The sequence below is a fragment of the Polaribacter aquimarinus genome (assembly GCF_003129485.1).
GTDB classification, from domain to species: Bacteria; Bacteroidota; Bacteroidia; order Flavobacteriales; family Flavobacteriaceae; genus Polaribacter; species Polaribacter aquimarinus.
Window position 1 is genome coordinate 18,026 of record NZ_QFFG01000005.1, and the last position, 15,699, is coordinate 33,724.

A 15,699-nucleotide genomic window follows, 5' to 3' on the forward strand; every position below is an offset into this window, starting at 1 on the left:
GAGATGTCAAATTATTTTAACACATTAACATTAAGAGAGAAATTAGAGCAATTAGGACAATGTCGATTTATGGATGCTTCAGAATTTGGAGCTGGAGTAGATGCATTAAAAGGAAAGAAAATTGTTATTGTGGGCTGTGGAGCTCAAGGATTAAACCAAGGATTAAATATGAGAGATTCTGGTTTAGATATTTCTTATGCGCTTCGTCAAACAGCTATAGATCAAAAGAGAGATTCTTTTAAAAATGCAACTTCTAATAACTTTACAGTTGGTACTTATGAAGAACTTTTGCCAACAGCAGATTTAGTAATTAACTTAACGCCAGATAAACAACATACTAATGTTGTTAAAGCGGTAATGCCTTTAATGAAAAAAGGAGCAACATTAAGTTATTCTCACGGTTTTAATATCGTTGAAGAAGGAATGCAAATTCGTGAAGATTTAACAGTTATAATGGTTGCACCAAAATGCCCAGGTTCTGAGGTTCGTGAAGAATATAAAAGAGGGTTTGGAGTACCAACATTAATTGCTGTTCACCCAAATAACGATCCAGAAAATAAAGGTTGGGCTCAAGCAAAAGCATATGCAGTTGCAACCGGAGGTCATAGAGCAGGAGTTTTAGCGTCTTCATTTGTGGCAGAGGTGAAATCTGATTTAATGGGAGAGCAAACAATTTTATGTGGTTTGTTACAGACAGGTGCAATTTTATCTTTTGACAAAATGGTTGAGGAGGGAATTGATGCTGGTTATGCAGCGAAGTTAATTCAATATGGTTGGGAAACTGTAACTGAAGCATTAAAGCATGGAGGAATCACAAATATGATGGATAGATTATCTAATCCAGCTAAGGTAGAAGCCTTCCGTTTATCAGAAGAATTAAAGGATATCATGCGTCCATTATTCCAAAAGCATATGGATGATATTATGACTGGTCATTTTTCTAAAACAATGATGGAAGATTGGGCAAATGATGATGTAAACCTATTAAAATGGAGAGCAGCAACTGGAGAAACAGCATTTGAAAAACAACAAATAACAAATCAAGAAATTCCTGAACAAGAATACTTTGATCATGGAACTTTATTAGTTGCTTTTGTTAGAGCTGGAGTAGAATTAGCTTTCGAAGCAATGACAGAATCTGGTATTATTGATGAGTCTGCTTACTATGAGTCTTTACATGAAACGCCATTAATTGCAAACACAATTGCACGTAAAAAATTATTTGAAATGAATCGTGTAATTTCTGATACTGCAGAGTATGGATGTTATTTATTTGATCATGCTTGTAAACCTTTACTAGCTGATTTTATGAAAACAGTTTCTACCAACGTAATTGGTAAAACTTTTAGTTCAGAAAATGGAGTTGACAATCAAGAATTGATTAAGATTAATAAGATTATTAGAAATCACCCGGTAGAAATTATTGGAGAGCAATTAAGAGCTTCTATGACAGCAATGAAAGTGATAAAATCTGCCTAAATAATAATAAAAAATTTTTATTTAGATCCTTCAGATTTATGAAATCTGAAGGATCTTTTTGTATTTTTGAGTATGCAAAAACAAGTTTATTTTCCTTCAATAGATAACATAAAGCAAGCTGCTTTTGAGCTCAAAGGAGTTATAAGTAAAACTCCTTTAAGTGTAAATACTCATTTATCAAAACAGTTTAATGCAAATGTTTTGTTTAAGAGAGAAGATTTGCAAGTAGTACGTTCTTATAAAATTAGAGGGGCTTATAATAAAATGTCTTCGTTAAATGAAATTGAAAAACAAAGAGGAATTGTTTGCGCAAGTGCTGGAAATCATGCTCAAGGAGTGGCTTTATCTTGTAAATTATTAAAAATTAAAGGTACAATTTTTATGCCTTCACCTACACCAAATCAAAAGATAGAACAGGTAAAAATGTTTGGTGAAGAGTTTATCGAAATAAGAATAGAGGGAGATACTTTTGATGATGCGTACAATGCTGCAAAAGAAGAATGTGATGCAGAAAGTAGAACTTTCATTCATCCATTTGATGATGAAAAAATTATAGAAGGTCAGGCTACAGTTGGTTTAGAAATTATCAATCAAGTAGATAATAATATTGATTATTTATTTTTACCCATAGGAGGAGGAGGTTTATCTGCGGGAATTTCAACAGTATTTAAAAATCTTTCTCCGTCAACTAAAATTATAGGAGTTGAGCCTAAAGGAGCGCCATCTATGTTAACATCCATAAGTAATAAAAAGAATACTACTTTAGAGAAAATCGACCCGTTTGTAGATGGTGCTGCAGTAAAAAAAGTGGGAGATTTAAACCTAGCCATTTGTCAGAAAAATTTAGAAAAAGTGATTACCGTTCCAGAGGGAAAAATCTGTCAGACAATTTTAGATCTATATAACAAAGATGCTATTGTTGTTGAGCCTGCAGGAGCATTAAGTATTGCTGCATTAGATTTTTTCACTCATGAAATTAAAGGGAAAAATGTAGTTTGTGTAGTTAGTGGAAGTAATAATGATATTACAAGAACTGCAGAAATTAAAGAACGCGCTCTATTATATGCCAATTTAAAACACTATTTTATTGTCAAATTTCCCCAAAGGGCAGGGGCTTTAAAAGAATTTGTTGCAGAAATTTTAGGTCCAAATGATGATATTACTCATTTTGAATATACTAAAAAAAGCAACAGAACAAATGGTGCCGCTGTAGTTGGGTTAGAGTTGCAATCTTCTGAAGATTTAAAGCCTTTAATCAAAAGAATGAAAGCAAATAATTTTTTTGGAGACTACTTGAATGATAAACCAGATTTATTTCAGTTTTTAGTTTAAAATCTAGAAAATAATCTTAGAAACTCGAAATCCTTTTCGTGATTAAAGTTAAATCTGAAAGGAAAAACAGCTAAATTTTGCTAATTTCGTTCGGTAACAGCAATAAAATTGATAATAAACAATTTATGAAGACTAATTTTCAAGATATTCCTACAAAATATCAGATTACTGAATTAAAATATCAAAAAACTTATTTAATAGGAGGTGAATTAAAAGAATGGAAGGGAGAAATGGCAGATGTGTATTCTACAATTTCATCTACTAAAGATTATAAACCGACTTTATTAGGGACAGTTCCTAATTTGACTGCTTATGAAGCTATAGAAGCTTTAAATTCGGCTTACCGAGCTTATGATAAAGGACAAGGTTTATGGCCTACTATGCGTGTAGCAGATAGAATCGAATGTATGGAAGAGTTTGCATCGCAAATGAAAACCAAACGTGATGAGGTGGTAAAACTATTGATGTGGGAGATTGGAAAATCTCTACCAGATTCTGAAAAAGAATTTGATAGAACTGTAGAATATATTTATGATACCATAGAGGATTATAAACAAATGGATAGAAACTCTGCCAAGTTTCAAAAAAACAGTGGAGTTTATGCACATGTTAGACGTGGACCTTTAGGTGTTGTGTTGTGTTTAGGGCCATATAATTATCCTTTAAATGAAACTTTTGCATTGTTAATTCCGGCTTTAATTATGGGGAATACAACTATTTTTAAGCCAGCAAAACATGGAGTTTTGTTACTGTCACCACTCTTGGAAGCATTTAAAAATTCGTTTCCAGAAGGAGTGGTAAATATTATTTATGGTAGAGGTAGAGTACTGGCAACTCCAATTATGAAAACAGGAAAAGTTGATATTTTAGCTTTGATTGGTAATAGTAAATCTGCAAATGCAATACAAGCAAATCATCCTTATAAAAATAGATTGCGTTTAGTGTTAGGTTTAGAAGCTAAGAATCCTGGAATTGTATTGCCAGATGCAGATTTAGACTTGGCTATAAATGAGTGTATTACAGGTACAACATCTTTTAACGGACAACGTTGTACAGCTTTAAAAGTGTTATATGTACACGAGCATATTATTGATAAATTTAATAAAAGATTTGCTGAAAGAATAGATGCTTTAAAGTATGGGAATCCTTGGGAAGATGGTGTAAAATTAACCCCATTACCTGAACCTGAAAAACCAGCATATATTCAAGAATTGATTGATGATGCTACAGCAAAAGGTGCAGTAATCATGAATAAAAAAGGGGGAGAAACTACAGATAATTATATTTTTCCAGCTGTTTTATATCCTGTTACTAAAGATATGAGAGTTTATCAAGAAGAGCAATTTGGGCCTGTAATTCCAGTAGTTTCGTTTAAAAATATTCAAGAACCTTTAGACGACATGGCTGAATCCAATTACGGACAACAAGTAAGTGTTTTCGGAAGTGAAGTTAGAACACTAGCTCCTTTAATTGATACTTTAGTAAACTTAGTTTGTAGAGTAAACTTGAATAGTGCTGCACAGAGAGGGCCAGATGTATATCCATTTACTGGAAGAAAAGATTCAGCGGTTTCAACCTTGAGTGTTCATGATGCGCTACGTTCTTTTTCGATTAGAACTTTTGTAGCGTCTAAAGATACTCCTTATAATAATGCTATTTTAGAAGAATTATTAGATAAAAAAACCTCTAATTTTATTAGTACAGATTATTTGTTGTAAAATTTTCTTCATTGAAATACCTAAGTCTTGGCTATATAATTTAACCAAGGCTTTTTTATGAAATAAATTGGAATAGTTTTTGAGAAATAACAATTTACCAAAACTATTTTATGAAAAAAACATTACTACTAAGTATAACTCTATTGTTGTCTATACAGTTGTTATCACAGGAACGATTTGGAAAACCATTTTTTACAGGTGGCGCAAATTTAACTTTAGCTATAAATGAGTATTATACCTTAAATACTGATGATGATGAACCTTTTTTAATTCCCACAGGGATTTTTTTTAGAACAGGTTTTGGATACGAGTTTAAGAAAAGAGTTGGGTTAAGTTTTAATCTAGGATTAGATTATCATTGGAACTATGCTGTAAGTGCAATTCCAACATATGGTAGTTTACGGTTTAATATTTCAGAGAAGAATGATAATGCCTTCTTTCTTGAAACTAGCTATGGTAAAATGTGGCGTCTATCATCAAGATATTCAGATGGAAAATATTATAGTTTTGGTATAGGAACTCAATCAGCTGGAAATGGAAGATGGAATACAATTATCCGATTAGATTTTCATAGAAAAGCTATTTTGGGTTTTGAAAATAATAGATTAGATAGTGTTTCTTTAGGGGTTGGATTTATTTTTTTCTAGTTAAAAATCAGCATCAACTGTAAAACTCATTTTTTTTTCTGTTAATGGATGTATAAACTCTATAGAAGAAGCATGAAGATGTAATCTATTTGCTTTTTTTCCATACAAATCATCTCCAATAATAGGTAAATTTAATCCGTTTTTATGAGCAGAATGTATACGTAATTGATGGGTTCTACCGGTAATAGGGTAAAAATGAATTCGAGTTTTGTTGTTTTCTATTTTAACAATTTCCCATTTTGTTTTGGCTGATTTTCCGTATTTATAATCAACCAACTGTTTAGGTCTGTCATTTAAATCTACACGGAGAGGGAGTTTAATTATTCCCCTTTTTTCAGATAAAACACCATCTAATAAGGCTACATATTTCTTTTTTATGGTTCTTTTAATAAACTGATTTTGTAAAAAAGTGTTAGCTTCTTTTGTTTTAGTCAGTAGTAAAATTCCAGAGGTAGACATATCTAATCGATGTACAATTATTGGTCCTGTAGCATGTGGATATTTTTCTTGAATTCTTGTGTAAACGGAATCTTTAATTTTTTTTCCAGGAACAGATAAGAACTCTGCGGGTTTGTTTATTACAATTAAAACATCATCTTCGTAAATAATAGGAAGTTCTAGTTTTTCAGATAAACTTTCTAATAAAGGATTTTTATCTATTGGTAAACCTCTTAACATATGCGATAAAATAGGTTTACACCTACTTTGGCAAGCGGGGTAATAGTTTTGATGTCTTCTTACGGCTGAATTTGGAGAAATTCCCCACCAAAACTCCGCCATTGTTATAGGTTTTAAATGGTTGGCAAAAGCATAGTTTAATAATTTAGGAGCAGCACATTCACCTGATCCGGCAGGTGGTTTTATATTAGGGTCATTAAAAATAGCCAATAAACTTTTGCGTTCTTTTTGAGCGTTTATAAATGTGTATTTACTAAAAAGTGTTTGTTGTAAATAATTAGATTTTTGCTTTCTTTTATTTTCTAAGGTTAAAATTTCATTCTCAAATACTTGAACTTTTTTAGAAACTTTTTCAAGTTTAAGAGCATAATATTCTTGAAGTTCTCGCATAAAAAATTGATCGTTGTAACTCTCTTGCTCTAACTTTTTTATTAGTTTTTTAAATTCGGTTTTATTTAAAATAGTAGCGGCTTCTTTTTTTCTAATTTTTCGTTCTGTTTTAAATGCTTTTAATTTCTTTTTTTGAACTTTTAAGTCTTTGCTAATTTCTTTTCTTAATTTTTTTTCTGATTTTTTTAAAGCGATGTAATTTGCATCAGATTTAATAAGTGCTAGTTTTACATTAATTTGATCAATTTCACTTTCACCTTTTACAAAAAAACTACCTTCTGTTCTCATGTTAAAAACGGGAGGAACAAATTTTTTTGGTAAACTATGATCTGCTAATTTTCCAGAAAAAGCTGCAAGATACCCTAGTTTACCTTTTTTGCTTTTAACAACTAAAACTCCAAACATTTTACCAATTGCAATTCCGTTTTTGTTTTCATCTAACCCAAAATTATGTGCAAAATCGTTTTGTTTTTTTAAATAATCTTGCAACTCTTCTGCAGCAGTTTTTGCAAGAAAATGTGGTTCATAATAAAAAGGAAAAGTGAACTTTTCAGGGAGAGTTTCTCTAGAAACATCGGTTTTAAAATCTTGAAAATAGTTCAATGTAAAAGAGATTATAAAAATTATAAAAATCGGTTGTACCAACTGTCCTCTACAGTAACTTTCCAGTAATTTTCAAAATCTTGCTTAGTAGTTATCAAATTGTCAAAAATGATAGTTTTTCCTGTTACCGCTTTGTCTTTTAAAAGTTTTTTAAAATCTTTTAATTCTTTATACTGAACAAATTTACCTTGTTTAAAACAAACGTTCATTTTGTCTAGTAATTCCACTTCATATTCTTCTTGTAATTTTAGAATAAAAGAAACAGATGCATCAATATCTGAATTGGTAAGAATTGATTTTTCATCATCAGCAAAAAGAATGATAAATCGATTGTGCAAAAATTGATAAGAAGCTTTAAAATCTTCATCATTAGATTTCCATGAAGTAATAAATGCTGCAATTTTATTTTCTATTACTTCAATTTCGGTGTTGTAAAATTTTCTGCTAGAAGGATAAATCCAAATTTTAGCATCATCTGGAATTTTGGAATAATCAACAAACATTTAAATGTATTTTTCTTGGCAAATATACAGAAAAGAAAAGGCCGCAAACTGAATTTCAATTTGTGGTTTTGTATTTTGTAACTAGAAGTTTGTTTTAGACTTCTTTTATTTCAATGTTTTTAACAATTTCAATGAAATCATTTTGAACATCTTTCCCTTTATCTTTATTGTACCAAACTTGTAAATTTTGTTTAAAGTCTGCATCTAAACTTCCATGTTTGGCTTTATAATCTGCAACCATTTTTGTAGCAGTTGTAGGTCTAGGTCCCCAAGTATCAATGACATTATTGTTGCTATCTAGAGCTATTAATTTTGGGATAGCTCTACCGCCATTTGTTAAAAATAAATTCATCAATTCTTCATGATCATCTCTCAAAACCAATTGTAAGTCTATATTATCAGAAAGAGATGCTATTTTATTGATTACGGGTATGTTTTGGGCAGCATCACCACACCATCCTTCAGTGATTATTAACCAAGTTTGAGGTTCGGTAATTGCCTTAATTGTATTAGAAGTTTCTTCGTTAATTTTAATGGTTTTATCCAACCGTTTCATTCTTCTATCATTAAGCATACTATAATTGGTTAATGCCTCAGATTGTTGATGACCTGTAGATTTACCTTCAGCCAATAGGTCTTTTACTAAGTTTATATATTCTTGGTATGTTAGGGTGTTTTTTAAGCTCTTTTCTATAATGCTTTTCATCATGTTGATTTTTAATACAAAAATACTTTTAAAACCTATTTTTATAAGTAACTTTAGTTACATAAAAGTAAGCTTTTACATACGTATAGACGTTTAAAATTAGAATCCTTACATGAACTCTTTTAACAAATTCTTTTTTAAGTTTTTAATGATATCTGTCGTCATGGAAGATAGATTAAATTGATGTTTCCAATTCCAATCTTTTCTAGCATAATCATCATTAATCGATTGAGGCCAACTATCTGCAATAGCTTGCCTAAAGTCTGGATTATAAGAGATTTTAAAATCTGGGATATGTTTTTTTATTTCGGAAACTATTTCTTTAGGAGAAAAACTAATTGCAGCTAAATTGTATGAAGTTCTTATTTTAATATCTTCTTTTTTAGCTTGCATCAGTTGTACAGTAGCATTAAGAGCATCATCTATATACATCATTGGTAAGCGAGTGTTTTCTGATAAAAAACAATTATAACTTCCTTTTTCTAAAGCTTTAAAATAAATATCTACTGCATAATCTGTTGTACCACCTCCTGGTTTAGATTTCCAAGAAATAATACCAGGGTAGCGTAAGCTTCTAATATCTACTCCATATTTTTCGTGATAATAATTACACCAAAATTCACCAGCTAATTTACTGATTCCATAAATAGTAGAAGGTTCCATTACAGTGAACTGTGGAGTGTTTAGTTTTGGAGTTGTAGGTCCAAAAACTGCAATAGAACTTGGCCAATATACTTTGTTTATGTGCTTTTCTTTAGCTAAATCTAGGACAGCTAAAAGAGAGTTAATGTTTAAATGCCAAGCTTTTTGTGGATGTTGTTCTGCAGTGGCAGATAACATCGCTGCTAATAAATAAATTTGTGTAGCTTTATATTTTTGAATTACCGATAAAATGGTTTCTTTATCAGTAGCATCAATAATCTCAAAAGGACCAGAAGACATCATCTCTTCATTACCTTTTCTAATATCAGAAGCAATAACATTATTGTTACCATAAATTTTACGCAGTTTCTGAGTAAGCTCAATGCCTATTTGTCCGCTTGCACCTAAGATTAATAATGTTTCCTTCATAAAAGTAAAATTATAGTATAATCAAAAACAAAGGTACTTATTTTTATTATTCGTAAAATAAAATACTTTAAATAAAAATATGTTAAAATTTTAAATAAAAACACGTATTCTGTTAGTGTTTTCTTAAAACTATAAGTAATGTCTTTTATTTATGTATTTTTGAGCTTTAATTGAAGATGTGAAAAACCTAGTTTATTTTTTTTTAGTGTTCATATTATTCTACGCCTGTGGTTTAGATAAAACAGAAAAAGCTAATGCAATTCAACAACAAAAACCATTGCTGAGTATTGTTAAGAAACATGTAAAATTAGAAGCAATTCATCCAGAATTTAAAGACAGTATTAAAGATTGGAAAGAGTTTAACTCCGTAGCCGATTTTATTGAGAAATTTAAAGAGGTTTCTCCTAACGAAGCTTTAAGTAACGCTCTGCAACTAAGAGATTTGACCAAAAGTTTAAAAGATAGTGTAAAACCAAAAATGTTTTTGATTCCTTCTTTTATGGCTAGACTTAATGTTTTTTATAATGAAACTTTAAGATTAGCAGATATTACTTTTATTCCTGCAATTAGTGCTAAAGAAATTAATGAACAAGTAGATAAAACGATTCAGGCTTTTTCCGCAATAAACTCAAAAGTAAATACTTTGTACTCAAAAAAAAGATTTGAAGCTGCAATAGATGTAGATTTCGATTTTGTTGGGATAGATAGTACCAAGATGGATACCATTACCAAAAAATCTATAAAAAATAATAGCATAGAAAAAATTAAAAAGCAAAAAAAAGTACCCATTAAAACAAAGCAATAAATGAAAAATTTAGCACTCGTTTTAATAACTTTATTTTTGTTTACAAGTTGTAAACAAGATAAAATTGTTGCATCAATTCAAACAAAAGTGTTAGTAAAAGAAAATGTTAATGCTGTTTTAGACCATTGGCATGAAGCGGCATCTAAAGCGAACTTTAGTGATTATTTTGGTGTAATGGACAGTATATCAGTTTTTATAGGTACTGATGCTACTGAAAATTGGAATAAAAAAAAATTTGAAACCTATAGCAAACCTCATTTTGATAATGGTAAAGCTTGGAATTTTAAAGTCCTAGAAAGAAATTTATATATATCAGATTCTAGAGATTTTGCATGGTTCGATGAGAATTTAGATACCAAAAGGGGTACGTTTAGAGGATCTGGAGTTTTAGAAAAGAAAGGAAACCAATGGAAAATTAAGCATTACGTTTTGTCGGTTCCAATTCCGAATGATAATATGAATGAAGTAGTTAGAATTACACATAAAAACGATTCTATCTTTAGAAGTCAATTCAAATAAGTTAAGAAACAATTTCATTTACGGTTTTGTAAATCAATTCAGATTCATATCCTTTTCTCATTAAAAAATCAATTAACTTTTTCTTTCTTTTAAATTGATTGGTATCAGAAATTATTTCGTTTCTATTTTCTGTAATTCTATAAATAGTTTTTAAATACTCATCTTCTTCTATTTCCTTAAGCGCGGTTTTTATATTGTAAGCAGAAATGTCTCTAAATTTCAGTTCTCTAACAATACGTTGTTTTCCCCAGTTTTTTATTCTGAATTTTCCACGTGCAAAACTTTTAGCAAAGCGTTCTTCATTTAAGAAATTGTCTTTTAATAAACTCAAAAGAATCATTTCTTTTGCTTCGGGAATAAGGTTGTATTCTCTCATTTTCTGCTCCACTTCTTTATGACATCTGTCTTGATAAACGCAATATTGTTCTAATTTTCGTTTAATTTCATCAACAGTAAAAGAAGGTTTTTGTAGCATATATCAAAAATACAAAAAGGGATGAAACCTTAAGAAGTTCATCCCTTTATTATAAGAATAATTATTATCCAATTTCTTGAATTTGTTTGGTTAATGTTTGTTTTTCCTCACTTTTGTTTCCTTTTAACCACATTTTAAACCTAGTAATTAGATAAAATAATATTGGAACCACTATTAATGTTAAAAAAGTGGCAATAAATAGTCCATAAATAACTGTCCAAGCTAATGGACCCCAGAAAATAACATTGTCTCCTCCAAAATAGATATGAGGGTTAAATTCACTAAACAAAGTGAAGAAATTAATGTTTAAACCAATTGCTAATGGAATTAATCCCAAAATAGTTGTAATTGCTGTCAACAATACTGGGCGTAAACGTGCTCTACCAGCTTTTACAATACTATCAAACAATTCTTTTCTTGGTAAATACTCATCTTCACTTAAATTGAATTCTATTTTTTTTCTATCTATTAATAGTTGTGCATAATCTAAAAGTACTACGCCATTGTTTACTACAATTCCTGCTAATGAAATTATTCCCATCATGGTCATCATAATTACAAAAGGTGCTCCAGAAATTACTAATCCACCAAAAACTCCTATGAAACTTAAAAAGATAGCCAACATTATAATTCCAGGTTTAGAAACCGAATTAAACTGGAAAATTAAAATAAAGAAAATTAGGGCTAGCCCTGAGAAAAAAGCACCCACTAAGAATTTCATTTGTTTCTCTTGTTCTTCTAACTGACCAGTATAATCAATTTTAATTCCTTTAGGCAGGTTTTTAAAGTTTTTCATCTCATCTCTAATCTTATTTACTACAGCTCCGGCATCTGTTTCTCCTGGAGATAATGCAGAATAGACGGTAACGACTCTTTTTAGTTTTTTATGCTTAATTGCACTAAAACCCGAGTTATTTTTTTGAGTAGCTACTGTAGAAACTGGAATTTCTTTTATCTTACCAGAAGCCATATCTCTAAAGATTATATTCTGATTAAATACAGCACTTTTGTTGTATCTATCTTCTTTTTTAAAGCGAACATAAATGTCATAATCTTCACCAGATTCTTTGTAAACACCCGCTTTGTTTCCGAAAATTGAAGCTCTTAATTGTTGTCCGACTTGACCAGTAGAGACTCCTAATTCTCCAGCTTTTTTACGGTCAACAATAACTTGCATTCCAGGTTTATCTCTGTTTACATCAATTTTTAATTCATCAATTCCAGAGATACTTTTTGTGTTGATGAAATCTCGCATTCTTTGGGCAGTAGTTATTAATTCTGCATAATCATTACCCTGAATTTCGATATTAATAGGGGCTCCAACAGGTGGCCCATTTGCGTCTTTTTCGACAGAAATTAAAACTCCAGGATAAATTCCTACCAAACCAGCTTGAACTCTTTGGCGCATTAATTCACTATCTAACCCTCTTCTATATTTATATTCTCTCATAGAGGCAGTAATTTTACCTTTATGAGGCATTTCAGCAGCCGAACCTCCATCTGTTTGTGGGTTTCCTGCGCCTTCACCAACTTGAGATACCACACTTTCTATCATAAAATTGTGATTTCCGTCCATGTAATCATTATCGTATAGGATAGTAGATACTTTTTTCTCTATTTGTTTCGTGATTTCGTTGGTTTTCTCGATATCTGTCCCTTCTGGATATTCGATATAAACAATAATTTGATTTGGTTTATTGTCTGGGAAAAACTCAACTTTTGTTCTTTGCTCTTTCAAAGACCATCCAAAACTGGCAAATGCTGCAAATAACAACCCAAAGGTTAACCCAATTAAGATATAAGGTGTCCAACCTGTTAAAGCACTTTTTAATCGTTTTTCATACCAATTTTCTAAAAGTGGTAAAATTTTATTTTGGAAACCATTTGCCCAATTTCTTAGAAATAATCGATATATCCAAAGCAATATTGTTGTAAAAATCATTAAAGTACCTAAAGCACTATATGAACCTGCTGTAAAGTATACTATGAGACCTAAGCCAACCATAATAATTGTCATAATTATGATTCGTTTTGCAGGCATATTTTTATCTTCTACACTCATAAATTGTGATACCAATACAGAGTTAAAAAAAATAGCAACTAGTAAAGATGAACCTAATACTGTAGATAAAGTTATAGGTAATAGAATCATAAAATCACCCATCATTCCTGGCCATAACCCTAAAGGGATAAAAGCAGCAACTGTTGTTGCTGTAGAAATGATAATTGGAAAAGCAATTTCACTAATTCCTTTTTTTGCAGCTTCAATTCTGTTCATTCCTTCCTCATCCATCAAACGGTAGACGTTTTCGACGACCACAATTCCATTATCCACCAACATTCCAAGTCCCATAATTAATCCGAAAAGAATCATTGTGTTCATTGTATAGCCTAACATATTTAAGATCATCAAAGACATAAACATAGACATTGGTATTGCAAAACCTACAAAAACGGCGTTTTTGAATCCTAAGAAAAACATTAAAACGGTTACCACTAAAATTACTCCAAAAATGATGTTATTTACTAAATCATCCACTTGTCCAATTGTTTTTGGAGATTGGTCGTTGGTAATTGTAACTTTTAAATCTTTTGGGAAATAATTTTTTACTGCATCATCAACAATTTTTTGAATTTTCTCAGCAGCAGCTACCATGTTTTTTCCTGCTCGCTTTTTTACATCTAGCATTACTACCGCTTCATATTTCTGAGATTTTGTGTTAAATTCTCTTGCATAAGTGGTTTTGTCTTTATCTTTAAAAGTAACAGTAGCAACATCTTTAAGGTAAATAGGATTATTAAATTCTGATTTGATTACAAAATTATTTAGTGCATTTGGTTTTTCAATTTCTCCTAAAATTCTTATCGTTCTCCTTTGTCCGCTTGCAATAAAGTTACCTGCAGACATTGTAACATTTCCATTACCGATGGCTGAAGTGATATCGTTAAAACTTACTTTGTTAGCCATCATTTTATAGACATCAACAGCAACTTCAACTTCTTTATCTTGTGCTCCTCTAATATCAGCCTTTTTAATTTCTGTTAAATCTTCAATTTCATCTTGAAGATATTCTCCAAATTCTTTAAGTTTATAAACAGGATAATCACCAGATATATTTATGTTTAAGATTGGCATTTCTTCAGAAAGGCTTAAGTCAAATACATTTGGTTCTACTTTTGCACCGTTAAATGTTGGCCAATCTTCACTTGAGGTTTCAGTATCTATTTCGTCTTTAATCTTTTGTTTTGCTAATTCTACAGTAATGTTTTCGTCAAATTCTACAATCACCATAGAATAATCTTCTTGAGAGGTAGAGGTAACTTCAACGACATTACTAACAGTTTTAACCTTATCCTCTAAAGGGTCAGTAATTAGTTTTTCAATATCCTCGGCAGTATTGCCAGGGTATAATGTGCTAATATATATTTTAGTCTCTTTTACTTCTGGAAAATTTTCTCTAGCCATACTAAAATAAGCACTAATACCATAGAAAAATAACACTGCCATTATTACGTATATGGTAGTTTTGTTACCAATTGCCCAAGAAGATAGTTTAAACTCTTTATCTACTTTCTTTTGTTGTTTTGCCATTGTAAGGTTTATTTATTGATAACTTTTACAGTTTGCCCATTGTTTACGCTACGTGCTCCTTCTTCAATAATTTCTGTTCCTGCAGGTAAATTTTCTAAAACTTCAATTAAGTTTCCTTGTGTTTTACCAGTTTTAATAACCAGTTTTTCTGAAATTGCTTCATTGTTGTGGTTTTTATCTTTAATGATATATACAAACTGCTCTCCTTTTGAGTTTTCAGAAATAATACTTTGTGGAATTAAAATTGCACTTTTGTTGGTGTAATCGTTAATTTGGAGTTTAGCAGTTAAGTTTGGTTTTACATTTCCACTTTTGTTTGAAACAGGGATTTCTACTTTAAATGATCTATTGTTTGGGTTAATAAAGCTACCTACTTGTCTTATAGAACTTGTTACCGATTCTCCTAAAACAGGAAATTTTACGTTCACTTTTTTGTTTTTTGTAATACTTGAAATATACCTTTCAGGAATTTCTGCCTCTACATACATATTATTCAAGTTTACAATTCTAAATATTTCAGAACCTTGCCCAGGGGCTATTACCGTTCCTGGTTCTTTAATTACATCATCTATAACTCCTGTAAAAGGGGCGATAATAGATGCTTTTGCTTGTTGCTTTTTTAATTGTTTAAGTGTGTTTTTTTGTGCTTCGTAATTGGTTTTTGCTTGTAAAAATTGAATTTCTGAACCAATTTTTTGTTCCCACAAACGTTTTTGGCGTTCGTAAGTGGTTTTTGCTAATTGAGAAGTTGCTTCTAATTGTGCTACTTGATTGCTTAAGCCACCATCATCGATAGTAGCTAACAATTGTCCTTTATTTACTTTTTGCCCTTCTTTTACATAAATGCTTTGCAAAACCCCCGGCATTTCAGGATAAATTAAGATATTTTGTTTCGTTTTCACATTTCCTTGTACTTCTAAAAAATGTGTAAAAACTTCTGATTTAGCTGTAAAAGTTGTAATCAGTGGAAGTTTCTTAACGGTGTCTTTTTTAGAGATTGCTTGGTTAATAGTTTCTAAATCTTTAGTAATAGTTTCTAGTTTTTTACTAATTTCTTTCTTTTTAGCATTTAGCTCTTTCAGGGTTCCAGAAATCACTAAATCTTCTAGAGAAGTTTCTTTTTTCTCTCCACATGAGATAAAAACTAGGGTGATGATTAATATTGAATATAATGTTCTCAT

General features: G+C 30.6%; 13 protein-coding genes. 6 read left to right on the forward strand and 7 right to left on the reverse strand.

What is annotated here, in order from left to right:
- Positions 1-3 precede the first annotated feature (3 nt).
- From ilvC to DIS07_RS11255, 4 genes are all read left to right on the forward strand, one after another.
- Complete coding sequence (ilvC, locus tag DIS07_RS11240) at positions 4-1,479, forward strand: ketol-acid reductoisomerase (RefSeq protein WP_109405360.1); 1,476 nt, start codon at positions 4-6, stop codon at positions 1,477-1,479.
- Positions 1,480-1,551: 72 nt separating this feature from the next.
- The gene (gene ilvA, locus DIS07_RS11245; protein WP_109405361.1) at positions 1,552-2,811 is read left to right on the forward strand and encodes a threonine ammonia-lyase IlvA; all 1,260 of its coding nucleotides are present in this window, start codon (positions 1,552-1,554) and stop codon (positions 2,809-2,811) included.
- A 125-nt stretch (positions 2,812-2,936) separates the two neighbouring features.
- Positions 2,937-4,529, forward strand: a complete 1,593-nt coding sequence (locus DIS07_RS11250) for an NADP-dependent glyceraldehyde-3-phosphate dehydrogenase (protein WP_109405362.1) — start codon at positions 2,937-2,939, stop codon at positions 4,527-4,529.
- A 110-nt stretch (positions 4,530-4,639) separates the two neighbouring features.
- Positions 4,640-5,176: a hypothetical protein gene (locus DIS07_RS11255; RefSeq protein ID WP_109405363.1), complete on the forward strand. Its 537-nt coding sequence runs from the start codon at positions 4,640-4,642 to the stop codon at positions 5,174-5,176.
- Here the strand turns inward: DIS07_RS11255 and DIS07_RS11260 are convergent, their stop codons facing one another.
- The 4 genes from DIS07_RS11260 to DIS07_RS11275 form a co-directional block, all read right to left on the reverse strand.
- Entirely contained in the window at positions 5,177-6,847 is a 1,671-nt protein-coding gene (locus DIS07_RS11260; protein ID WP_109405576.1) for an RluA family pseudouridine synthase, read from the reverse strand.
- A 20-nt stretch (positions 6,848-6,867) separates the two neighbouring features.
- The gene (locus DIS07_RS11265) at positions 6,868-7,350 is read right to left on the reverse strand and encodes an ABC transporter ATPase (protein ID WP_109405364.1); all 483 of its coding nucleotides are present in this window, start codon (positions 7,348-7,350) and stop codon (positions 6,868-6,870) included.
- Positions 7,351-7,444: 94 nt separating this feature from the next.
- Positions 7,445-8,056, reverse strand: coding sequence for a thioredoxin family protein (locus DIS07_RS11270; RefSeq protein ID WP_109405365.1), 612 nt, complete (start codon positions 8,054-8,056; stop codon positions 7,445-7,447).
- 108 nt (positions 8,057-8,164) lie between these two features.
- On the reverse strand, positions 8,165-9,127 hold the full coding sequence (locus DIS07_RS11275; protein ID WP_109405366.1) for an NAD-dependent epimerase/dehydratase family protein: 963 nt from the start codon (positions 9,125-9,127) through the stop codon (positions 8,165-8,167).
- Between the two features lie 205 nt (positions 9,128-9,332).
- Here DIS07_RS11275 and DIS07_RS11280 point away from each other — a divergent pair, with 205 nt between their 5' ends.
- Entirely contained in the window at positions 9,333-9,932 is a 600-nt protein-coding gene (locus DIS07_RS11280) for a hypothetical protein (protein WP_146190729.1), read from the forward strand.
- A complete protein-coding gene (locus DIS07_RS11285; RefSeq protein ID WP_109405368.1) occupies positions 9,933-10,451 on the forward strand; it encodes a nuclear transport factor 2 family protein in 519 nt (172 codons plus the stop codon).
- A gap of 1 nt (position 10,452) precedes the next feature.
- On the opposite strand, the gene DIS07_RS11290 is transcribed toward DIS07_RS11285, so the two are convergent.
- The 3 genes from DIS07_RS11290 to DIS07_RS11300 form a co-directional block, all read right to left on the reverse strand.
- Complete coding sequence (locus DIS07_RS11290; RefSeq protein WP_109405369.1) at positions 10,453-10,926, reverse strand: regulatory protein RecX; 474 nt, start codon at positions 10,924-10,926, stop codon at positions 10,453-10,455.
- A gap of 64 nt (positions 10,927-10,990) precedes the next feature.
- Positions 10,991-14,518 carry an efflux RND transporter permease subunit gene (locus DIS07_RS11295; RefSeq protein ID WP_109405370.1) on the reverse strand — a complete coding sequence of 1,176 codons (3,528 nt, stop codon included), beginning with the start codon at positions 14,516-14,518 and terminating at the stop codon, positions 10,991-10,993.
- 8 nt (positions 14,519-14,526) lie between these two features.
- Complete coding sequence (locus DIS07_RS11300) at positions 14,527-15,699, reverse strand: efflux RND transporter periplasmic adaptor subunit (RefSeq protein WP_109405371.1); 1,173 nt, start codon at positions 15,697-15,699, stop codon at positions 14,527-14,529.